At 72.8% G+C, this 20,886-nt stretch carries 15 protein-coding genes and 3 pseudogenes; 12 read left to right on the forward strand and 6 right to left on the reverse strand.

Going from position 1 to position 20,886, the window contains the following annotated elements:
• Nucleotides 1–8: 8 nt before the first annotated feature.
• The 4 genes from ACZ60X_RS06920 to ACZ60X_RS06935 all read left to right on the forward strand — a co-directional run bounded on the left by ACZ60X_RS06920 (nucleotide 9) and on the right by ACZ60X_RS06935 (nucleotide 5,217).
• Nucleotides 9–1,628 carry an ABC-F family ATP-binding cassette domain-containing protein gene (locus ACZ60X_RS06920; RefSeq protein WP_469594225.1) on the forward strand — a complete coding sequence of 540 codons (1,620 nt, stop codon included), beginning with the start codon at nucleotides 9–11 and terminating at the stop codon, nucleotides 1,626–1,628.
• A gap of 145 nt (nucleotides 1,629–1,773) precedes the next feature.
• Nucleotides 1,774–2,031 (forward strand): DUF6158 family protein, encoded by a 258-nt coding sequence (locus tag ACZ60X_RS06925; RefSeq protein ID WP_469594430.1) that lies wholly within the window; start codon nucleotides 1,774–1,776, stop codon nucleotides 2,029–2,031.
• A gap of 712 nt (nucleotides 2,032–2,743) precedes the next feature.
• Nucleotides 2,744–4,000: an aminotransferase class I/II-fold pyridoxal phosphate-dependent enzyme gene (locus tag ACZ60X_RS06930; protein WP_469594227.1), complete on the forward strand. Its 1,257-nt coding sequence runs from the start codon at nucleotides 2,744–2,746 to the stop codon at nucleotides 3,998–4,000.
• Nucleotides 3,997–5,217: an MBL fold metallo-hydrolase gene (locus ACZ60X_RS06935; protein ID WP_469594229.1), complete on the forward strand. Its 1,221-nt coding sequence runs from the start codon at nucleotides 3,997–3,999 to the stop codon at nucleotides 5,215–5,217. The genes ACZ60X_RS06930 and ACZ60X_RS06935 overlap by 4 nt, the downstream gene beginning before the upstream one ends.
• Here the strand turns inward: ACZ60X_RS06935 and ACZ60X_RS06940 are convergent.
• Together ACZ60X_RS06940 and ACZ60X_RS06945 are read right to left on the reverse strand one after the other, a co-directional pair.
• Nucleotides 5,135–5,789: pseudogene (locus tag ACZ60X_RS06940) on the reverse strand (DedA family protein). The gene ACZ60X_RS06935 and the pseudogene ACZ60X_RS06940 overlap by 83 nt on opposite strands.
• Before the next feature lie 20 nt (nucleotides 5,790–5,809).
• Nucleotides 5,810–6,568: pseudogene (locus tag ACZ60X_RS06945) on the reverse strand (MBL fold metallo-hydrolase).
• Between the two features lie 85 nt (nucleotides 6,569–6,653).
• On the opposite strand from ACZ60X_RS06945, the gene ACZ60X_RS06950 reads away from it, so the two are divergent.
• The 3 genes from ACZ60X_RS06950 (at nucleotide 6,654) to dnaK (ending at nucleotide 9,669) form a co-directional block, all read left to right on the forward strand.
• Nucleotides 6,654–7,085, forward strand: a complete 432-nt coding sequence (locus ACZ60X_RS06950; protein WP_469594232.1) for a hypothetical protein — start codon at nucleotides 6,654–6,656, stop codon at nucleotides 7,083–7,085.
• A 165-nt stretch (nucleotides 7,086–7,250) separates the two neighbouring features.
• On the forward strand, nucleotides 7,251–7,676 hold the full coding sequence (locus ACZ60X_RS06955; protein WP_469594234.1) for an OsmC family protein: 426 nt from the start codon (nucleotides 7,251–7,253) through the stop codon (nucleotides 7,674–7,676).
• A 136-nt stretch (nucleotides 7,677–7,812) separates the two neighbouring features.
• Complete coding sequence (dnaK, locus tag ACZ60X_RS06960) at nucleotides 7,813–9,669, forward strand: molecular chaperone DnaK (protein ID WP_469594236.1); 1,857 nt, start codon at nucleotides 7,813–7,815, stop codon at nucleotides 9,667–9,669.
• 70 nt (nucleotides 9,670–9,739) lie between these two features.
• Here dnaK and ACZ60X_RS06965 read toward each other — a convergent pair whose 3' ends face one another.
• From ACZ60X_RS06965 to ACZ60X_RS06975, 3 genes are all read right to left on the reverse strand, one after another.
• The gene (locus ACZ60X_RS06965) at nucleotides 9,740–10,549 is read right to left on the reverse strand and encodes an SAM-dependent methyltransferase (protein WP_469594238.1); all 810 of its coding nucleotides are present in this window, start codon (nucleotides 10,547–10,549) and stop codon (nucleotides 9,740–9,742) included.
• 67 nt (nucleotides 10,550–10,616) lie between these two features.
• Nucleotides 10,617–11,480: a helix-turn-helix domain-containing protein gene (locus tag ACZ60X_RS06970; RefSeq protein ID WP_469594242.1), complete on the reverse strand. Its 864-nt coding sequence runs from the start codon at nucleotides 11,478–11,480 to the stop codon at nucleotides 10,617–10,619.
• A gap of 152 nt (nucleotides 11,481–11,632) precedes the next feature.
• Nucleotides 11,633–12,475, reverse strand: coding sequence for a helix-turn-helix domain-containing protein (locus ACZ60X_RS06975; protein ID WP_469594244.1), 843 nt, complete (start codon nucleotides 12,473–12,475; stop codon nucleotides 11,633–11,635).
• A gap of 148 nt (nucleotides 12,476–12,623) precedes the next feature.
• On the opposite strand from ACZ60X_RS06975, the pseudogene ACZ60X_RS06980 reads away from it, so the two are divergent.
• The 3 genes and pseudogenes from ACZ60X_RS06980 to ACZ60X_RS06990 form a co-directional block, all read left to right on the forward strand.
• A pseudogene (locus tag ACZ60X_RS06980) lies at nucleotides 12,624–13,086 on the forward strand (ADP-ribosylglycohydrolase family protein); the annotation flags it as partial.
• 53 nt (nucleotides 13,087–13,139) lie between these two features.
• On the forward strand, nucleotides 13,140–13,445 hold the full coding sequence (locus ACZ60X_RS06985; protein ID WP_469594246.1) for a 4a-hydroxytetrahydrobiopterin dehydratase: 306 nt from the start codon (nucleotides 13,140–13,142) through the stop codon (nucleotides 13,443–13,445).
• A gap of 5 nt (nucleotides 13,446–13,450) precedes the next feature.
• Nucleotides 13,451–14,200 carry a class I SAM-dependent methyltransferase gene (locus tag ACZ60X_RS06990; RefSeq protein ID WP_469594247.1) on the forward strand — a complete coding sequence of 250 codons (750 nt, stop codon included), beginning with the start codon at nucleotides 13,451–13,453 and terminating at the stop codon, nucleotides 14,198–14,200.
• A gap of 134 nt (nucleotides 14,201–14,334) precedes the next feature.
• Here the strand turns inward: ACZ60X_RS06990 and ACZ60X_RS06995 are convergent, their stop codons facing one another.
• Nucleotides 14,335–17,253 (reverse strand): glycoside hydrolase family 48 protein, encoded by a 2,919-nt coding sequence (locus tag ACZ60X_RS06995; RefSeq protein ID WP_469594249.1) that lies wholly within the window; start codon nucleotides 17,251–17,253, stop codon nucleotides 14,335–14,337.
• A 260-nt stretch (nucleotides 17,254–17,513) separates the two neighbouring features.
• Here ACZ60X_RS06995 and ACZ60X_RS07000 point away from each other — a divergent pair, with 260 nt between their 5' ends.
• Nucleotides 17,514–18,992 carry a cellulase family glycosylhydrolase gene (locus ACZ60X_RS07000; protein ID WP_469594252.1) on the forward strand — a complete coding sequence of 493 codons (1,479 nt, stop codon included), beginning with the start codon at nucleotides 17,514–17,516 and terminating at the stop codon, nucleotides 18,990–18,992.
• Nucleotides 18,993–19,025: 33 nt separating this feature from the next.
• The gene (locus ACZ60X_RS07005; RefSeq protein WP_469594255.1) at nucleotides 19,026–20,771 is read left to right on the forward strand and encodes a glycoside hydrolase family 6 protein; all 1,746 of its coding nucleotides are present in this window, start codon (nucleotides 19,026–19,028) and stop codon (nucleotides 20,769–20,771) included.
• The last annotated feature ends 115 nt before the right edge of the window (nucleotides 20,772–20,886 follow it).

A 20,886-nucleotide genomic window follows, 5' to 3' on the forward strand; every position in this document is an offset into this window, starting at 1 on the left:
TCCTGCCCATGGGACATCTGGAAGCCGCACACCTCGAGTACCACCTCCCCGACGGGAGGACCCTTCTCGGGGACGTGTCCTTCCGGGTCGGCGAGGGTTCCGCCGTCGCCCTGGTCGGGCCGAACGGCGCCGGCAAGACCACCCTGCTGCGCCTGATCTCCGGCGAGCTGAAACCGCACGGCGGCACCGTCACCGTGAGCGGCGGCCTCGGCGTGATGCGCCAGTTCGTGGGCTCCGTGCGGGACGAGACGACCGTACGGGACCTGCTCGTCTCCGTCGCCCCGCCCCGGATCCGCGAGGCCGCCGGGGCCGTCGACGATGCCGAGCACGCCCTCATGACCGTCGACGACGAGGCCGCCCAGCTCGCCTACGCCCAGGCCCTCGCCGACTGGGCGGAGGCCCGCGGCTACGAGGCCGAGACCCTGTGGGACGTGTGCACCACCGCCGCGCTCGGCATGCCCTACGAACGCGCCCAGTGGCGCCAGGTGCGCACCCTCTCCGGGGGCGAGCAGAAACGCCTCGTGCTGGAGGCCCTGCTGCGCGGCACCGACGAGGTGCTGCTGCTCGACGAGCCGGACAACTACCTGGACGTGCCCGGCAAGCGCTGGCTGGAGGAGCAGCTGGCGCAGACCCGCAAGACGGTGCTGTTCGTCTCCCACGACCGCGAACTCCTCTCCCGCGCCGCCCAGAAGATCGTCTCCGTGGAACCCGGCCCCGCCGGCGCCGACGCCTGGGTGCACGGCGGCGGCTTCGCCACCTACCACGAGGCCCGCCGCGAACGCTTCGCCCGCTTCGAGGAGTTGCGCCGCCGCTGGGACGAGAAGCACGCCCAGCTGAAGAAGCTCGTGCTGAACCTCCGTCAGGCCGCCGCCGTCAGCCATGAGATGGCCTCCCGCTACGCCGCGGCGCAGACCCGCCTGCGCAAGTTCGAGGAGGCCGGACCGCCGCCCGAGCCGCCCCGCGAACAGGACATCACCATGCGCCTGAAGGGCGGCCGCACCGGCGTCAGAGCCGTCACCTGCAAGGGACTTGAGCTGACCGGCCTGATGCGCCCCTTCGACCTGGAGGTCTTCTACGGCGAACGGGTCGCCGTGCTCGGCTCCAACGGCTCCGGCAAGTCCCACTTCCTGCGGCTCCTCGCCGGCGAGGACGTGGCGCACACGGGGGAGTGGAAGCTCGGCGCGCGGGTCGTCCCCGGCCACTTCGCCCAGACCCACGCCCACCCCGAACTCCACGGCCGCACCCTCCTCGACATCCTGTGGAAGGAACACTCCCAGGACCGGGGCGCGGCCATGTCCCGGCTGCGCCGCTACGAGCTGACCCAGCAGGCCGAGCAGTCCTTCGACCGGCTCTCCGGCGGCCAGCAGGCCCGCTTCCAGATCCTGCTGCTGGAGCTGCAGGGCGTCACCGCGCTGCTGCTGGACGAACCCACCGACAACCTCGACCTGGAGTCCGCCGAGGCCCTGCAGGAGGGGCTGGAGGCCTTCGACGGCACGGTCCTCGCGGTCACCCACGACCGCTGGTTCGCCCGCTCCTTCGACCGCTACCTGGTCTTCGGCAGCGACGGCCGCGTCCGCGAGACCCCGGAACCGGTCTGGGACGAACGCCGGGTGGAACGGGCGCGCTGACTCACCGGGGGCCTTCGCAAGGCCCGGGGCCGAGGATCTTCGTATGGTGGATGGCAGGGATCCGGCTCCCCGGATTCCTCCCGGCGGCACGCTCGGGGCCGGGACCACGGATACCGGACACGGACACGACGAGCGGGGCACCACCATGACCGGAGTCGACCCCAGCCGACTGGACGACCAGCAGCTCATGAAAGAGCTGGAGACGATCCACCGCACGCGCCACGACACCCTGCTGTACGGCTCGAACGACGCGCTGCGGGTCCACAACGAGCGCATGGCGCAGCTGGAGGGCGAGTACCTGCGCCGCAACCCGCGCCGCCTGGTCAGCGCGGGCCGTACCCGCGAGGGCGCCCGCGAACGCCGCTGCGGCGAGACGGCGACCCCGCACGCCTCCGGCACCTGACCGGCAGGGGCCCCGGGGGTGCCCGCCCGCTGACGGTCCGCGCGCGAGCCTTCCCCGCGCCGTCCGCTGACACCTGACAGCTGACCGCTGTCCGTCGACCGACGTCTGCTGTCCGTCGACCGTCGACTGTCTACCGGCCGCCGTCGACTGCCGACCGGCAGCCCTCGACCGGCGACGGACGGCCCCGGCACCTGTCCGCTCCCCGGCTTCCCCCGCCCCGCACCGGCACACCCGCATGGGTACTCCCCCCGCTCCCTCACCGCTCCCGCCCGCACCGGCGCCGGACTCGCCGTACCGGCCCCCCCACCGCGCCGTACCGTCCTCCGCGCCCTCCTGTCACCCGCCCGGCCGCCTCCTGTCCCGCGAATGGGGGTCGGTCGCGCGCGGTCCGGCGTGACCCGGGCTGAGATGGCAGCAAGGGCACGCCCCGTGCCCCCGGCCCGTGCCCGGTACCCGTGGCGCCGGCCGGCGGCGCCGCCATGGCGCGGCCCGGCCGGTCCGCCGCCCCACCGCCTGTGACCGGGCCGACGCCCCGCACCGGTCATACGCGCCCGACCGCCGGGTACACCACAGGAGGGCGCCCGCACCCCACAGGCACCAGGAGCACACCGGACAACAGCACACCACGCGGCGGCCCGCGGCGAAGCCCCGACCACGAGGCACCACGACCACGACGACCCACGAAGACCCCACGGACTGCGCGGAGGCGGACATGCGGCGGACGGACCCCGAGGGCCACGGCCCCGTCCGCTACGGTCCGCCCCTGCCCGGTGACGGCCTGCCCGTGCTCCCCGAACTCACCGCCGTGCTGGCCGCCGCCGCGAGCCGCACCGACGCCCAGCCCGTCGGCGGCGCCCCAGCCCTCCTCGAAGCGGCCTGCGGCTACTGGACCCGGCGTGGCCTGCCCACCGTCCCCGACCAGGTCGCCGCGGGCCCCGGCTCCCCCGCGCTGCTGCTCGCCCTCACCGCCGCCCTCGCCTCGGACGGCGCCGACGTCCTCGTACCGCGCCCCTGCGCCGCCTGGTGGGCGCCGTACGCCCGGATCCTCGGCCGGCCCGTCTACCACGTGCCCACCCCTGCCGAGGGCGGCGGCGTTCCCGACCCCTACGCCCTGCTGGAGACGGTCCGCCGGGTGCGCGCGGAGGGCGGCGATCCCCGGCTGCTCGTGCTGTCCGTCGCCGACGACCCCACCGCCACCGTCGCCGCGCCGGAACTGCTGCACGAGACCATCGAGGCCGCCACCGCCGAGGGCCTGCACCTGGTCAGCGACGAGACGTGGCGCGACACCCTGCACCGCCCCCACGACACCGTCCTGCTCAGCCCCGCCGAGATGCGGCCCGACCGGGTCACCGTCGTCACCGACCTCGCCGGCTCCCTGCTGCCCGCCGGCTGGCCCGCCGCCGTCGCCCGCTTCCCGGCGACCGAACCCGGGATCCACCTCCACGCGCGCGTGCTCGACATCCTCACCGCGCTCGGCGCCCGCGTCGCCGCCCCCGTCGCCGCCGCGGCCGGCTACGCCCTGGACGAACCACCGCCCGTCACCGAGCGCCGGGAGGCCGCCGTACGACTGCACGCGCGCGTGGCCGGCGCCGCGCACGCCGCGCTCGTCGCCGCCGGCGCCCTCGCCCGCCCCCCGCAGGCCGGCCGCCACCTGTACGCCGACCTCGGCCCGCTGCGCGAGCCCCTCGCCGCCCAAGGGGTCGGCGACGCCCAGGAGTTGGAGGACCTGCTCACCGCCCGGCTCGGGATGCCCGCGCCCGGCGGCCACCGCTTCGGCGACGACCTCGACGCCCTGCGCGTGCGCCTCGCCACCGGCCCCCTGCTGGGCGCCACGGACGCCGAACGCGCCGAATGCCTCACGTCACCCGCGCCGCTGGAACTGCCGCACGTGCAACGCGCGTTGGTCTCCTTGACGTCGGTCCTCGACGATCTCCGCGACGAAGCTCAGCGATGGGAGCCTCCTCGATGACGCAGCAGACGCACGAGTCCGGACCGCCCACGAAGACCTCGACGACCTCGACGACTGCCACGCGTGCCACGCCTTCCACGACCCCCACGTCCCCCGCCGTCACGACCGCCCCCCTCGCCCCGCCCTTCCCCCCGCTCGCCGAACCCCGCCCCCTGGGCGAACACCGGGTGTGGCCGCGGACCTTCCACGACCGGCTCACCGCCCCGCTGCCCGGCCTGAAGGCCATGGCCCGCTTCGCCCGCGAGGGCGCCGTACGGCCCGGCCGCGACGGCCTCACCGACGTCCCCCTGCTGCCCGTCGCCCCCGCCCCGCTGCCGCGCACCGACACCCGCACCCTCGCCGTCACCTGGGCCGGGCACGCCAGCTGGATCGTCCGGATCGGCGGCCTGACCGTCCTCACCGACCCCGTCTGGTCCCACCGCATCCTCGGCACCCCGGCCCGCATCACCCCCGTCGGCGTCCCCTGGGAGAGCCTGCCCCGCGTCGACGCCGTCGTCATCAGCCACAACCACTACGACCACCTCGACGCCCCCACCCTGCGCCGGCTCCCGCGCGCCACCCCGATGTTCGTGCCCGCCGGACTCGGCCGCTGGTTCCGGCGCCGCCGCTTCACCTGCGTCACCGAGCTGGACTGGTGGGAGGGGGCCGAACTGGCCGGAGTCCGCTTCGACTTCGTCCCCGCCCACCACTGGTCCAAGCGCACCCTCACCGACACCTGCCACAGCCTGTGGGGCGGCTGGGTGCTCACCGACGCCGACGGCCGGCGCCTGTACTTCGCGGGCGACACCGGCTACGGCCACTGGTTCTCCCGCATCGGCCGCCGCTACCCCGGCATCGACCTCGCCCTCATGCCCATCGGCGCCTACGACCCGCGCTGGTGGCTCAGCGACGTGCACTGCGACCCCGAGGAAGCCGTCCAGGCCACCCTCGACCTCGGCGCCCCCCGTATGGCCCCCATGCACTGGGGCACCTTCGTCCTCTCGGCCGAGCCCGTCCTGGAACCGCTCACGCGCGTGCGCGCGGCCTGGGATAAGGCCGGCCTCGACCGCGAGGACCTGTGGGACCTGCCGATCGGCGCCTCGGGAGTGCTGGGGTACGGCGCCCCGTCAACGGCGCCGGGAACCGGGCGAAACGTCACGACGAACCAGTGGCCCGAGGACCACCGGGACCCCGACGGCGCCGGCCAACCCTTCGCACCAGACCCGGCAGCACGCTGATCACCACCGTCAGCGCCACCGCCACCACGACGCCCTCCCACGGCGCCCGGAACAACGAGCCCCCCAGGACGCCGATCACCTGGTACGTGGCCGCCCACGCCGGACACGCGGCCGCATTGCCCCGGGCGAAGCGCCGCAGCGGCCAGTCCGCCATCAGACAGGCCGGCATCACCGGAACACGGCCGGCCGGCACCAGCCGCGACAACACCAGGACCACGCCCCCGTGTGCGGCCGGCTTCTCCCGCGCCCGCACGGCCCGCTCCTGCGGCGCCCGCGACCGTACCGCCTCCGGCCACCGCGATCCGCCCCGCGACCGCAGCCCGCGCCGCCCCAGCCGGTACAGCGCCCCGTCACCCACGAACGCCGCCAGCGACGCCGTCCCGAAACACCAGCGCCGGCGAGAACGGCGCCGTCTGGTGGAACGCCACCACCGCCGCGGAACTGACCAGCGCCCCGGTCGGGACCACCGGCACCAGCGCCCCGGTCAGCACGAGCAGGAACAACGACGGACAACCGATGGCCTGCTGCGTCGACTCCGGTGGCACCGCCGACGTCGACGCGGCGGCCGGCACCGCCGCGGACACCGGCCGGGTCACCGCGCGACCGCCAGCCGCACACTCTCGCCGTGCCCCAGCCTGCGCACCGTCACCTGCGGAGCGAGCACCCCCGCCAGCCGTACGAACTCGTCGCCCGGCGTGTGCTCGTGCGGCCGCACGGCGTCCATCCCGATCGGCCAGTACGTCCCGTAGCGCACCGGCCCCGCCAGCCGCGGCGCCAGCCGGAGCCGCGCCGGCGCCGCCCGCCCCGCGTCCAGATGGCCCTCGCCGACGAACGGCCCCCAGCTGCCCACCGGCAGCAGCTCCACGTCCACCGGCCCGACCCGCTCGGCCATCGCGTCGAACAGCCCGGTGTCCCGGCGAAACAGGTCCGCGCCTCGCCCTCCAGGACATAGCCGAGCGCGGGCGAGCGACGCGGCCCCACCGGCAGCCGCCGCCCGTCGTGCGACGCGGGCACCACCCGGACGAGCGCCTCGCCGACCCGCACCTCGTCCCCGGGCGGCACCTCGGTCATCCGCTCTTGCCGCAGCCGCCGCAGGGTGGGCACCGCCCGGGGCGCGCCCCGGGGCACGAGCAGGCGCGTGCCCGGCGCGAGCGAGGCGAGCGAGGGCACATGCAGGTGGTCGGCGTGCAGACGGGAGACGAGCGCCACGTCCGCGCGCCGGTGGTACCCCGCCCCGGCGCCGTCGCAGATGCGCCGGCCGGCGCGCGAACGGCGGATCGGTGAGCACCCGTATGTGCCCGTCCTGAATCGTCCAGGTGGCGTGACCCCACCAGGGGATCTCCACCGGCACCTTCTTTCGCCCCCTTCACGCGACTCCCCGAAGCCTACGGGCAGGAGTAGGGTCGGCGGCGAAACCCGGAGGTGAGGGGGACGCCATGGGACAACCGCAGGCCGCCTCCGACATGCCCGCGTCCGTCCGGGTCACCGCCATCGCCAGCCTGACGCCGCTGGAGGAACTGGAGGCCGACCCCTTCCTCGTCGACGCCCGCAGCCAGCACGCCATGTGCGCGCGCTGGGCCGCCGAACGCGGATACGTCGTCGCCCGCGAACTCCTCGTCGGCGGACTGCGCTTCGACCACTGCGCCCTGTGGGACGGCGTCCGCCCCGGCGTGGACGTGTTCGTCGCCCCCAGCCTGCGGGTCCTGCGGCGGGCCCTGAACTCCGTGGAGGCCTTCACCGCCGAATGCGCCCGGCGCGGGGTGCGCGTGGAGACCGTCGGCCGCGCCGAACCGGCGTACGACGCCCAGATGAAGGCCCGCGTCCACCGCCGCCTGTCCATGCCGACCGCCGGCTACGACGGCCGCTGAGCGCCACGGCCGCCGCCGGTGCCCCGACGTCATCCGCCGTTCACCGCCCGTGGCCTCGTCTTGGGCGTGCGACGCGCCCGGATGTGATCGGATAGGGGCACGGAACCGGAAAACGGCACCCGGAAACGGGACCGAACACCTGCGACACCCGCGAAAGGAACCACCGTGGCCACCACGCGTACCGCGCACACCGTCTGGGAGGGCGAGCTGCTCACGGGCAGCGGCACCGTCACCTTCGACTCCTCCGGCATCGGCTCGCAGCCGGTGTCGTGGCCGTCGCGCGCCGAGCAGGCGAACGGCAAGACCAGCCCCGAGGAGCTGATCGCCGCCGCTCACTCCAGCTGCTTCTCCATGGCCCTCTCGCACGGCCTGACCGGCGCCGGCACCCCGCCCACCCGCCTGGAGACCAAGGCCGACGTGACCTTCCAGCCCGGCGAGGGCATCACCGGCATCCACCTCACCGTGCGCGGCGAGGTCCCGGGTCTCGACGCGGACGGCTTCGCCGCCGCCGCCGAGGACGCCAAGAAGAACTGCCCGGTCAGCCAGGCCCTGGCCGGTACGACCATCACGCTGACGGCCGAGCTGGCCTGACGCCCGGTACGACGTCCGGTGCCGCGTCCCGTGGAAGGGGCGCGGCACCGCCGTTCCCGCCCCCCGGCATTGACAGCGCCGTACGCACGGCATGTGCTGGGAGTGCCGAAGACGCCCTGGCGGAAGGGGACGGATCATGGCACGTGCGGTCGGGATCGATCTCGGGACGACGAACTCGGTGGTGGCCGTCCTGGAGGGCGGCGAGCCCACCGTCGTCACCAACGCGGAGGGCGCCCGGACCACGCCGTCGGTGGTGGCGTTCGCGAAGAACGGCGAGGTGCTGGTCGGCGAGGTCGCCAAGCGGCAGGCCGTGACCAACGTGGAGCGCACCGCCCGGTCGGTCAAACGGCACATGGGCGACGCCGCCTGGCGCTTCCCGGAGAGCGGAACCGTCGACGGCTCGCGGCTTCGCGCGCAGGAGCTGTCGGCGCGGGTCCTGCAGAAGCTCAAGCGGGACGCGGAGGCCTACCTCGGCGAGGACGTCTCGGACGCGGTGATCACCGTGCCCGCGTACTTCGACGACGCCCAGCGGCAGGCCACCAAGGAGGCCGGGGAGATCGCCGGCCTGAACGTGCTCAGGATCATCAACGAGCCGACCGCGGCCGCCCTCGCCTACGGCCTGGACCGGGGCGAGGAGCAGACGGTCCTCGTCTTCGACCTGGGCGGCGGCACCTTCGACGTGTCCCTGCTGGAGATCGGCGACGGCGTCATCGAGGTGAAGGCCACCAACGGCGACACGCACCTGGGCGGTGACGACTGGGACCAGCGGATCGTCGACCATCTGGTGAAGCGGTTCCGGGCCGGTCACGGCATAGACCTGGGCGCCGACAAGATGGCGGTGCAGCGGCTGCGCGAGGCCGCCGAGAAGGCCAAGATCGAGCTGTCGTCGTCCTCGGAGACGACGATCAACCTGCCCTACATCACCGCCTCGGCCGCGGGACCCCTGCACCTGGAGGAGAAGCTGACGCGAGCTCAGTTCCAGGAGCTGACAGCCGACCTGCTCGACCGCTGCAAGCAGCCCTTCCACCAGGCCGTGCGGGACGCGGGGATCGGGCTGGCGGCGATCGACCACGTCATCCTCGTCGGCGGCTCCACCCGGATGCCCGCCGTCACCGACCTGGTGCGCGACCTCACCGGCAAGGACCCGCACAAGGGCGTCAACCCCGACGAGGTGGTCGCGGTCGGCGCCGCGCTCCAGGCGGGCGTGCTGCGCGGTGACGTCAAGGACGTGCTGCTCCTCGACGTCACCCCGCTGTCCCTCGGCATCGAGACCAAGGGCGGCATCATGACCAAGCTGATCGAGCGCAACACCACGATCCCCACCCGCCGTTCGGAGATCTTCACCACCGCCACCGACAACCAGCCCTCGGTGGGCATCCAGGTCTACCAGGGCGAGCGCGAGATCGCCGCCTACAACAAGAAGCTGGGCGTCTTCGACCTCACCGGACTGCCGCCCGCTCCGCGCGGTGTCCCGCAGATCGAGGTGGCCTTCGACATCGACGCCAACGGCATCATGCACGTCTCCGCCAAGGACCTCGCCACGGGCCGCGAGCAGAAGATGACCGTCACGGGCGGATCCGCCCTGCCCAAGGACGACATCGACCGCATGATGCGCGAGGCGGAGCAGTACGCCGAGGAGGACCGCCGGCGCCGCGAGACCGCCGAGACCCGCAACCAGGCGGAGCAACTCGTCTACCAGACCGAGAAGTTCGTCCGCGACAACCACGACCGCGTGCCCGCCGGCACCCGCGCCGAGGTCGAGGCGGCCGCCGCGGAACTGAAGGCGCTGCTGGAGCGGGACGCCGACACCACCTCCTTGCGCGCCGGAGTGGAGAAACTGGCCACGGTCAGCCAGAAGATGGGGCAGGCCATGTACGAGAACGCCGGCTCCACCGGCGCTGCCGCGCAGGAGAGCCGGCCCGCGGCCGACGCGGACGGCGTGGTCGACGCGGAGATCGTGGACGACGAACCCGGCGCCAAGGGCGGCGCCTGACCCCCGCCCGGCCCGGGGCCGTACCGAACGCCCGGCTGAGAGCCCGCACCCGTGCACAGACCCGTACGGGTCACCGCTTGACCGCCACCCCCGCGTACACCGGCACCACGCCCTCCGCCTGGGCGGCGACGTCCACCGGGTCCGGGCGCCAGCCGTACACCGGGATGATCCCCGGGCCCAGCAGGTCGAGGCCGGTGAAGAAGCGGGAGAACTCAGGCAGCGTGCGCGGGTGGAAGGGCGTGCCGCTGCGGCGGAACAGCTCGGCGGCCCGGGTCACCCCCTCGGGGGCGAGGTCCTGCGTCACCTGGGACAGGATCAGGAAGCTGCCGGGTGCCAGGTGCCCGACGTAGGTCTCCAGCAGGCCGTACACGTCGTCCTCGGCGTCCGACAGATAATGGGTCAGCGCCACCAGGGACAGCGCGACGGGCCGCGCGAGGTCCAGGGACTCGGCGGCCTGGCGCAGGATGACGTCCGGGTCGCGGACGTCGGCGTGGATGTAGGCCGTGCTGCCCTCGTCGGTGCCGCGCAGCAGTGCCTCGGCGTGCCGCAGCACGATCGGGTCGTTGTCCGCGTACACCACCGCGGCCCGCGGGTCCACGCCCTGGGCGACCTGGTGCAGATTGGGCTCGGTCGGGATGCCCGTCCCGATGTCCAGGAACTGCCGCACCCCGGCCTCGGCCGCCGTGCGCACCGCCCGGTGCATGAACCGGCGGTTGGCCCGCGCCCCGCGCACCACCGTGCCGTCCGCGTCGAGGATCCTGCGGGCCAGTTGCTCGTCCACCGGGTAGTTGTCCTTGCCGCCCAGCCACCAGTCGTACACCCGCGCGGGGTGCGGGCGGCTGGTGTCGATCGGCGCGGGCACGGCGTCGGGTGCGGTCATGAGCGTGGTCCCCCAGGGGTCGGTCCGTACGGGATGCCGCGAGGTCGCGCGGTCCGAAGGGCGGGCGTCACAGGGACGCGCGGAACTCGCGCAGCAGGGTGCGCGTGCGCTGCGCCGACGCGGCCCGGGCCGTCATGTGGTCGAGCACCTCCAGATGCGCGGCCACCTCGCGGCGCGAGTCCAGGTACAGTGCGCCGGTCAGATACTCGGTGAACACCATGTCCGGCAGCTCGGGCTCGGCGAAGCGGAACAGGGTGAACGGGGCGTACGTCCCCGGGTGCGGGCCCGCCGAGAACTCGGCGATCTGCAGGGTGACCCGGTCCCGATCGGCGTACTCCAGCAGCTTGTCCAGCTGCTCGCCCAGCACCTCGGGGCGCGTGCTCACGGGGCGCCGCAGCACCGTCTCGTCCATGATCACCCACAGGTGCGGCGGGTCCTCCCGCTCCAGCAGCCGCTGCCGCTCCAGACGCAGCGACACATGCCGTTCGACCGCGTGCGGCGAGCCCTGTCCGACCGTGCCGGCCTCCATCACCGCGCGGGCGTACGCCTCGGTCTGGAGCAGCCCGGGTATGAAGTGCGGCTCGTAGGAGCGGATGATCCGGGCCGCGCCCTCCAGGCTGACGTAGAGGCTGAACCAGTCCGGCAGCACGTCGTGGAACCGCTGCCACCAACCCGGCTGGTTCGCCTCTTCGGCCAGCCGTACGAACGCGGCCGCCTCCTCCCCGGGCACCCCGTAGGTGTCGAGCAGCACCTGCACGTAGGGGATCTTCAGCGCGACGTCGGCCATCTCCATCCGCCGCACGGTCGCCGACGCCACCCTGAGGACCCGGGCCGCCTCCTCGCGGGTGAGTCCCGCCGCCTCGCGCAGCTCCTGCAACCGCTTGCCGAGCACCACCTGGCCCACGGTGGGCGCAGCCCGCCGCTCACTCACGCCACGCCTCCCCTACGCGCCGAAGTACCCGGGCAGTCTGCCATGTGATCGCCTCTCGCACACCGGTCCGAGACGCATCAGATGGCCGAAAAGCGGCGGGCAAGCGGCGGGCAACCGGCGCCGCATCAGGGGCGAACCGGTGGAAAGCGGGCTCAACCAGCCAGCGTGTGCAGGTACTTCGCGGTCGCCGGATCCGCGGGCAGGAACGTCTCGATGGCGAGTTCGGCGACCGTGACGTCCATGGGGGTGTTGAAGGTGGAGATCGACGACACGAACGACAGGATCCGGCCCTCGTGCTCGATGCGCAGGGGCAGCGCGAAGTACGCGACCGGGCCCGCCGGTTCGCCGTCCTCGCCGTCCGGCGCGCCCTCGGGCAGCGGATAGGCGGCCACCTCCTCGTACAGGGCGCGCAGCCGCTGCGAACGCTGCAGGGCGATCTGCCGTTCCATCTGCGCCAGCAGATGCCCGCGCCAGGCGCGCAGATTGCGGATGCGCGGCGCCAGCCCCTCCGGGTGCAGGGTCAGCCGCATCGCGTTCGGCGCCGGGGCCAGCAGGTCCTCCGGCACACCGTCCAGCAGCATGGCGATGCCCCGGTTCGCGGCGACGACCGTGTAGCAGGCGTCCACCACCAGCGCGGGGTAGGGCTCGTAGCACTGGATCAGGTGCTCCAGTCCGCCGCGCAGCGCGTCCAGTGCCGGGTCCTCCAGCGGGGTCTCCGGGTAGTGCGGGGCGTAACCGGCCGCCAGCAGCAGGGAGTTGCGCTCGCGCACCGGCACGTCCAGATGCTCGGCGAGGCGCAGCACCATCTCCTCGCTCGGCCGGGACCGCCCGGTCTCGACGAAACTGATGTGCCGGGCCGAGGAGTCGGCGCGCAGGGCCAGCTCCAGCTGGGAGACCCGGCGCCGCTCCCGCCAGGCGCGCAGCAGCGGGCCGACGCCCTTGTCGGCGGCTGGGGCGGTGGCGGACGCGGAAGGGCCGGAAGCGACAATGGTCATACGTCCGACCGTAGTCGAGGAGTTGCAACAGGTGTGCGGGAACGAGCCGGGGGCCCGGCCCTGGCAGACCCCGTCGCTTCCGGCCGCGGCCGTCCACCGGGCCAGGGTCCGCGGCTGCCTCCTCGGCGGCGCGCTCGGCGACGTCCTCGGCCACCCCACCGGGACCCGCGCGGCGGGCGCGCTCGCCGCGATCGTGGCGCACCTGGTCGCCGGGGACAGCCTGGAGGGCGCGGTGCCGCGCACCTTGCGGCTGCCGGCGCGCCACCCGGGCCACACGAGACCACGGCCGCCCTGGGCGCCGCCCCTGACCTCGCCGAGGGCGGGGCACCGACCGCCGAGCGGGTCGAGTCCCTCGGCACGGGCTGGGCCGCCGAGGAGGCGCTCACCATCGGCGTGCGGTGCGCGCTCGCCGAGCCCGACACCGGCCGGGCACTGCTGCCGGCCGTCAACCACTCGGGCGACAGCGACTCCACCGGTTCGGTCTGCGGCAACCTCCAGGCACGCTGGACGGCGACACCGGCCTGCCGCACGACCGGGTGGCCCGGGTGGAGGGCCGGTACCGGATCGCGGGGCTCGCCGACGACCTCGCGGCGCAGTGCGCGCGGGTCTGACGTGGCAGGCTGATCCCGAACGCCTACCGCCACCGCGAAGGGAGCCGAAGGCCATGGCCGTACAACCGCTGTCGCAGAAGGAGATCGAGGACCGGCTCGCCGAGCTGCCCGGCTGGAGCGTCGACGGGGACCGGCTCACCCGCGCCTACCGGCTCGACTCACACGTCGCCGCGGCGGCGCTGGTCGTGCACATCGCCGCCGTCCAGGACGAACTCGACCACCACTCCGACCTGGCCCTCGGCTACAACACCGTCTCCCTCAGCGTGCACACGCACACCGCGGGCGGCGCGCTCACCGTCAAGGACTTCGATCTCGCCCGCAGGGTGGAGGACATCGCCCCAGCTCACGGCGCACACTGAGGGGCGTGCTGGACTACGAGAAGGAAGCCGACGCCTACGACGCGTCCCGCGGCGGCGAGGGCCGCGCCCGCGCCGCCGCCGAAGCGGTGCTCGCCCTGATCCCCGAGGGGCCGGGCCGGCTCCTCGACGTGGCCTGCGGCACCGGCATCGTCACCCGCCGGCTCGCCGCCGACCGCCCCGCGCTGCGGGTCACGGGCACCGACCTGACCGCCGAGATGGTCCGCAGGGCCGGGGCCAGACTGCCGGGCGCGGTCGTCCGGGCGGACAGCCGCCGGCTGCCCTTCGGCACCGGCACCTTCGACGCGGTCACCAGCGTCTGGCTGCTGCACCTGCTCGACGACGCCGAGGACGTGCGGGCGATCGTCGCCGAGTGCGCCCGCGTGCTGCGGCCCGGCGGCGTCTACGTCACCACCGTCGACAAGGCCGCCGCGCACGACGTCGGCAGCGACATCGACACGGTCCTCGCCCCCCGCCCGCGCCGCCCCGCCCAGGACGCCGCGGCCACCGTCACCGCGCACGCCGTCCGGCACGGGCTGGAGCCGGCCGGGGCGGGCGCGTTCCACGGCCTCGGCCAGGGCCGCAGCCCGCGGGCCGCCATCGCCGACCTGCGCCGCGGCTGGTTCACCCAGCTCCCGCCGGGCGAGCCGCGCACCGAGGAGTTCGCCACGCTCCTCGCCCGCCTCCCGGACCAGGACCGCCCGCGCCCGGACCCGGTGTTCGCCGTGCGGGCGTACCGCAAGCCGGTGGCCGGCTGAAGGTGAGGGCGGCCGCTCGGCTCGTCAACAGACGGCAGACCGCAGGCGGTTGAGGTGGGGGAGGCGCGACGACCGGGCGGCCCCCGTGCGGGTGGGGGCCGCCCGTCGCCGTACCCGGAGCCGTGGCGGGGCGGTTATTCGAGCAGCTCCGCGTACGAGCCCATGGCCAGGGCGATGTCCGCCTGGGCCCAGAACCGGTGATAGGTGAAGACGGGCGCGGTGCCGCCCTTGAGGTAGGCCTCGATCTTCGACCAGGCCGGGTCGTTCTTGTAGAAGGACCTGAGCGAGGTGAAGGTGGCCGAGGAGTTGATCGCGTCGCCGTTCGGCATGGTGCCGCTCCAGCCGCTCGGCACGTACACGCTGTCGCCGAACCGGCTGTAGTCGGCGCGGGTCTCGGGGACGGCGATGCCGAGGCTGTCCCGGTAGTTGTTCCACATGCCGTCCAGCAGCGCCCTCGCCGTCGACTTCGCCGTCGCGTCACCGGACTTGGCGCCGTAGTACGTCAGCGTCTTCGCGTACGCCGCCGCCACTCCGACGTCGTTGGTGTAGTCGGCGACCGTGACGTGAAGTGAGCTGTTGGAGCCGGGACTTGACGGGTTCCAGGTGTCCGGCTGGCCGGACCACTGGAGGGTCGAGGGGATCTGATAGGTGCCGTCGGGGTTGATCGTGGTCTTCGACAGCGCCCACTTCACCCACTTGTCGAGGACCGCCTTGGCGGTGGCGTTCCCCGTCTGCTGGTAGTACTCGGCGACCCGCTCCATCGACCACGCCTGGAAGCCGAACCACTGGTTGGACGGCGGGTCGTGGTAGACGGGCTCCCAGTCGTAGTACATGCCGTAGAAGGTCGGCGTGCCGGCCGGCGGGGTGGCGTACCGGCCCTGCCAGCTGTTGGTCGCGCCGCCCGCGATGGCGCCCTCGGACGACTGCAGCCACTGGTAGAACTCCAGCTGCCGCTGCAGCGACTTGCCCCAGTCCGAGGCGCCGGTCGCCGACTTGGGCTCCAGGTCCGGATAGCTGCTCAGCGCGTAGGCCGCGAGGGGGTTCTGGTAGCCGCCGTGGACATGGCTGGAGCCGATCCGCCACGCCCAGCCCGCGTTGGTGTCGGTGGCGCCGCCCCAGGCGTAGTACCAGGACAGCAGGTAGTGCGAGGCGTCCTTTCCGGTGCCGGCCGCACAGGTCGAGGGCCCCACACAGTTGCCGATCTTCTTGAAGTACTTGTCGTACATCGCATACCGCAGGTAGTCGCCCATCTTCGCGGCCTTGGCGACCGTGGCGGACACATCGCCCGCCTTGCCCTGCTCCCTGGCCCACACGTCCGCCCAGTACGCCGCCTGCACCGCGCGCGCGTCGGCGTCCGGGGCGTCGGTGTACTTCCACTGCTTGGCGTAGGAGTTGTCGCCGGTGAACAGGTCCAGGTAGCCGTTCTTTCCGCCGTACTTGAAGGCGTCGCAGGTCGGCTGCGGGACGGTCTCCCAGACGGACTCCTGCGGGCCGCGCTGGAAGGTGTTGATGTACGACGGTCCGCTCGCCGTCGGGCCGCCCTCGCAGGTGCCGCCCGGGGTGTCGCCGTAGCCGTAGGTGTTGTCGACGTCCTCCAGCCAGTGCATGCCGTAGACGTCGTCCGTGCCGTACGTGCTCTTCAGCTCACCGGCGATCGGGTCCGACCCCACGGCCACCGAGGTGTCCAGCTTCGCAGGGTACTGGTCCGGGGTGTCCTCCTCGGGCGCGTACGTCGCCGGCTTGGAGGCGTTGTAGAAGGAGTTCGTCGGCTGGTCGGCGTGCGTGGGGATCATGTACTTCTCCATGAGCGTCCACGCGCCGTTGAACTTCGACCAGTCGCCGGTGACCTTGCCGTACATCGCCTGCAGCCACAGCAGGTAGCTCCAGGCCTCGGACGTGGTCTCGTGGCCGTAGTCCGGGGCCTCCACGATCAGGGTCTCCACCGAGTGGTAGGGGATGCCCTGGGGGGAGAAGTAGCCGTTCGCCGGGTCGGTGATCTTCCCGTACAGGTCCAGGAAACGCGCGTCGTACGTCTTCGTCGCCGCCAGCTCCGTCACGGTGACCGTCGCCTTGGCGTGCCCGTCCGCGGAGGCGGTGAAGGTCGCCGCTCCGGTGCCGGAGGAGTCCGCCGTGACGGTGACCTGCTGCGCGGTGTCCCAGTTCGACGGTGTGAAGGTGAGCGAGGAGCCGCCGGTCACGGACAGGCCGGTGTTGCCGTCCGTGCGGGCCACGCTCACCGTCACGTTCGCGCTCGGCTGGGTCGACAGCTTCACCCCGAACGTCCCGGACGTGCCCTGCTTCACGCCGAGTTGCGCCGGGGAGGCCACCACCGCCGGGCCCGAGGCGACCGTGACGCCGACGGGCGCTGACTCGGCCGAGGCGCCCGTGCTGTCGTACGCCTTCGCCACCAGGGAATGACTGCCCACGGTCAGACTTGAGACGGAGAGCGTGAACGGCGCGCTCGTGTCCGTGCCCAGCAGCGTGGTGTCGTCGTAGAACTCCACCTTGCTGATCGTCGCGTTGTCGGCGGCCGCGGCGGTCGCGGCGAGCGGGATCGCGTCGCCCTGGGTGTACACCGCCCCCGCGCTCGGGCTCGTGAGCACCGCGACCGGCGGCTGGTGCGCGCCGGCGCAGGTGGTGCCGTTGACCGAGAAGGAGGTCGGGGCGGTGTTGGTGCCGCTGTAGGTGAACTGCGCGCCGGTGGTGACGGCGGCGCCAGCGGCGACGGTGGCGTTGTACGACGCGTTCCGCACGCTGACCGTCTGGCCGGACTGGGACCAGGTGCCGTTCCAGCCGTTCGTCAGTTTCTGGTTGCCGGAGTAGGCGTAGCTGAGGTTCCAGCCGTTGACGGCGTCCGTGCCGCGGTTGGTGATCGTGAGGTTGGCGGTGAAGCCCGACCCCCAGTCGTTGGTGGCGTAGTCGACGCTGCACTGCACGGACGCCGCGTGGGCGGTCGTCGCGCCTGCGGCGAGCATCGACAGGGGGAGGGCGAACACGGCCGCCACGGCGGTCCACCACCGCCGTACCGCTCTTCGTCTGCGTCCGGGATCCATGTGCTGGTTCCTCCTTGCGGCTTGCGGCTCGGGAGAAGTCAAGGCTTGAACCAGTGGGAGCGCTCCCATAGTGGGGACGACCCTGTGAGGGGTCAAGGTGCTTGAAGAGTCGAAAAGATTCGACACCGGAGCCTTGCGGAAAAGTCAGCAACTCCTCTGGGCAACCTGACCAGTTGGCGCTACCTTCCTTCGCACCAGTGGGAGCGATTCCAGTCAGTCGACGCGGCCGTCACGGCGCGCCCAACTGCAAGGAGTCGCTCATGCGACACCCCCCGCGTTCAGTACTTTTAGCCGCCGCCGGAGCGGCCGCGCTCGTCGCGAGCGCGGTCGTCCCGGTGGTGTCGGCCCAGGGAGCCACCCCCGCGTGCACGGTGCGGTACTCCGTCACCAACCAGTGGGCGGGCGGCTTCCAGGGCTCGGTGACCATCACCAACAACCAGGCAGAGCTGAGCCGTTGGCAACTGGCCTTCGACTTCGCCGACGGCCAGAAGGTCACCCGGGGCTGGAACGCCGCATGGTCCCAGTCCGGCCCGAGCGTGACCGCCGCCGGCGAGAGCTACAACGGCTCCCTCGGCACCGGCGCGAGCGTGACCGCCGGCTTCCTCGCCGACTGGTCGGGCGGCAACACCAGCCCGACGGCGTTCAAGCTCAACGGCACGACCTGCAACACCGACGCGCAGCCGCCCACGTCTCCACCGCCGACCTCGCCCCCGCCCACGACCGGCGGCGCGCCCGCCCTGCACGTCTCCGGCACCCAGCTCGTGGACGCCTCCGGCACACCCCGCCGGCTGCTCGGCGTCAACCGCTCCGGCGGTGAGTTCATGTGCGTACAGGGCCGGGGAATCTGGGACGGTCCGGTGGACGACGCGGCGATCAAGGCGATCGCCGACTGGAAGGCCAATGCCGTGCGCATCCCGCTCAACGAGGAGTGCTGGCTGGGCCTTTCCGGCATCAAGCCCGAGTACGGCGGCGCCAACTACATCAGCGCCGTCAAGGACCTGGTCACCCGTGTCGAGGCGCACGGCCTGACCCCGGTCCTCGACCTGCACTGGTCCTACGGCCAGTACACCGGCAACTCCGCCGGCTGCTCCGACGTCCACGCCACCTGCCAGAAGCCCATGCCCGACGCGCAGTACAGCCCCTCGTTCTGGGCGTCGGTGGCGAGCACCTTCAAGGACGACCCGGCACCGGTGTTCGACCTGTTCAACGAGCCCTACCCGGACCGGGCGACCGCCGGCGCGGCGGACGCCTGGAAGTGCTGGCGGGACGGCGGGACCTGCCCCGGCATCTCGTACCAGGTCGCCGGTATGCAGGATCTCGTCGACAGTATCCGCGGCGCCGGAGCCAGGAACGTCATCATGGCCGGCGGGCTGGCGTACTCCAACGACCTCAGCCAGTGGCAGGCCTACCGGCCCACCGACCCGGCCGGCAATCTCGCCGCCGCCTACCACGTCTACAACTTCAACACCTGCTCCACCGAGAGCTGCTGGGACTCGACCCTCGCCCCGGTCGCGGCCCGCCTGCCGCTGATCGCCGGCGAGATCGGCGAGAACACCTGCTCGCACGGCTTCATCGACCAGGTCATGAAGTGGCTCGACGACCGGAACCTGTCCTACCTGGGCTGGACCTGGAACACCTGGGACTGCTCCTCGGGGCCGTCCCTGATCTCCGCCTACGACGGCACACCCACCGCCTACGGCATCGGACTGCGCGACCACCTGCGCGCCCTCAACCCGTAACAACACCCACCACAGGAGAAGGAACCCGCACTGATGAGTCCTACCAGAACATCGCTGCTCGCCGCCCTGGCGCTGGTCGCCGGGACCTCCGGCACGGCGCTCCTCGCGGCACCGGCCGGCGCGGCCACCGCCGCCGTGCCCTGCACCGTCGCCTACACCGTGCAGAACCAGTGGGACACCGGCTTCACCGCCGCCGTCACCGTCACCAACAACGCGGCCGCCAAGTCGAGCTGGTCGCTGACGTGGGCCTACGCCGGCAACCAGAAGGTCACCAGCGGCTGGAACGCGCAGTTCAGCCAGAGCGGCAGTGACGTCACCGCCGCCAACGAGAGCTACAACGGCGCGCTGGCCACCGGCGCCTCGGTCAGCTTCGGCTTCAACGGCACCTACAGCGGAACCAACGCCCTACCCGCCACCTTCTCCCTGGACGGCGTCACCTGCAACGTCGACGACGGCAGCGGCGGTGGCGGCGGTGGGACCGGCGGGGGCGGCACCGGCGGGGGCGGCACCGGCGGCGGTACCGGCAGCCGGGTCGACAACCCCTACGCGGGGGCGAAGGTCTATGTGAACCCCGAGTGGTCCGCCCAGGCCGCCGCGGAACCGGGCGGCACCCGGATCTCCGACCAGCCCACCGCCGTCTGGCTCGACCGGATCGCCACCATCAACGGCGTGAACGGCGGTATGGGCCTGCGCGACCACCTCAACGCGGCCCTGAAGCAGAAGGGTTCGTCAGACCTGGTCGTCCAGCTGGTCATCTACGACCTGCCCGGCCGCGACTGCGCCGCCCTCGCCTCCAACGGCGAAATCGGCCCCGACGACATCGCCACGTACAAGAGCCAGTACATCGACCCGATCGCCTCCATCCTGTCCGACCCGGCCTACGCCTCCCTGAGGATCGCCACCGTCATCGAGCCGGACTCCCTGCCCAACCTGGTCACCAACGGCGGCGGCACCGCCACCAGCACGGCCGCGTGCGAGACCATGAAGGCCAACGGCAACTACGAGAAGGGCGTGTCCTACGCCCTGCAGAAGCTCGGCGCGATCCCGAACGTCTACAACTACGTGGACGCCGGCCACCACGGCTGGCTCGGCTGGGACAGCAACCTCGGCCCCTCCGTGCAGGAGTTCTACAAGGTCGCCACCACCAACGGCGCCAGCGTGAACGACGTGGCCGGGTTCATCGTCAACACGGCCAACTACAGCCCCACCACGGAGCCGTACTTCAAGGTCACCGACAGCGTCAACGGCACGAGCGTGCGCCAGTCGAAGTGGGTGGACTGGAACCAGTACGCGGACGAGCAGTCGTATGCCCTCGCCCTGCGGTCCAAGGCGGTCGCGGCCGGCTTCGACTCCGGCATCGGCATGCTGATCGACACCTCCCGCAACGGCTGGGGCGGCACCGCCCGGCCCACCGGCCCCGGCCCGCTGACCTCCGTCGACACCTACGTCAACGGCGGCCGGACCGACCGGCGCATCCACGTCGGCAACTGGTGCAACCAGAGCGGCGCCGGACTCGGTGAACGGCCGACCGCCGCACCGGCCGCCGGCATCGACGCCTATGTGTGGGCCAAGCCGCCGGGGGAGTCGGACGGCTCCAGCACCGCCATCGCCAACAACGAGGGCAAGGGCTTCGACCAGATGTGCGACCCGACCTACACGGGCAACGCCCGCAACGGCAACAACATGTCGGGCGCGCTGCCGAACGCACCGCTGGCCGGGCACTGGTTCTCCGCCCAGTTCCAGCAGCTGATGCAGAACGCCTATCCGCCGCTGTCGTGATCCTCTGACCCGGTGGACGTCCGCCGGGGTCTGGCCCCTCGCGGCCCGGGCCCCGGCGGACCGCCCGCTGCCGACGGTTTTTTGCGGCACCGGCAACAGAACTGGCCTCCCCGCC

Source organism: Streptomyces sp. NPDC104106 (genome assembly GCF_055584345.1).

Excerpts from the sequence above, each read along its gene's own strand:
- ACZ60X_RS07005 (WP_469594255.1), top strand. The coding sequence starts at position 19,026 with ATGAGTCCTACCAGAACATCGCTGCTCGCCGCCCTGGCGCTGGTCGCC.
- ACZ60X_RS06975 (WP_469594244.1), bottom strand. The coding sequence starts at position 12,475 with ATGACCATTGTCGCTTCCGGCCCTTCCGCGTCCGCCACCGCCCCAGCC.
- ACZ60X_RS07000 (WP_469594252.1), top strand. The coding sequence starts at position 17,514 with ATGCGACACCCCCCGCGTTCAGTACTTTTAGCCGCCGCCGGAGCGGCC.
- dnaK (WP_469594236.1), top strand. The coding sequence starts at position 7,813 with ATGGCACGTGCGGTCGGGATCGATCTCGGGACGACGAACTCGGTGGTG.
- ACZ60X_RS06920 (WP_469594225.1), top strand. The coding sequence starts at position 9 with ATGGGACATCTGGAAGCCGCACACCTCGAGTACCACCTCCCCGACGGG.
- ACZ60X_RS06995 (WP_469594249.1), bottom strand. The coding sequence starts at position 17,253 with ATGGATCCCGGACGCAGACGAAGAGCGGTACGGCGGTGGTGGACCGCC.
- ACZ60X_RS06925 (WP_469594430.1), top strand. The coding sequence starts at position 1,774 with ATGACCGGAGTCGACCCCAGCCGACTGGACGACCAGCAGCTCATGAAA.
- ACZ60X_RS06950 (WP_469594232.1), top strand. The coding sequence starts at position 6,654 with ATGGGACAACCGCAGGCCGCCTCCGACATGCCCGCGTCCGTCCGGGTC.
- ACZ60X_RS06965 (WP_469594238.1), bottom strand. The coding sequence starts at position 10,549 with ATGACCGCACCCGACGCCGTGCCCGCGCCGATCGACACCAGCCGCCCG.
- ACZ60X_RS06930 (WP_469594227.1), top strand. The coding sequence starts at position 2,744 with ATGCGGCGGACGGACCCCGAGGGCCACGGCCCCGTCCGCTACGGTCCG.
- ACZ60X_RS06935 (WP_469594229.1), top strand. The coding sequence starts at position 3,997 with ATGACGCAGCAGACGCACGAGTCCGGACCGCCCACGAAGACCTCGACG.
- ACZ60X_RS06985 (WP_469594246.1), top strand. The coding sequence starts at position 13,140 with ATGGCCGTACAACCGCTGTCGCAGAAGGAGATCGAGGACCGGCTCGCC.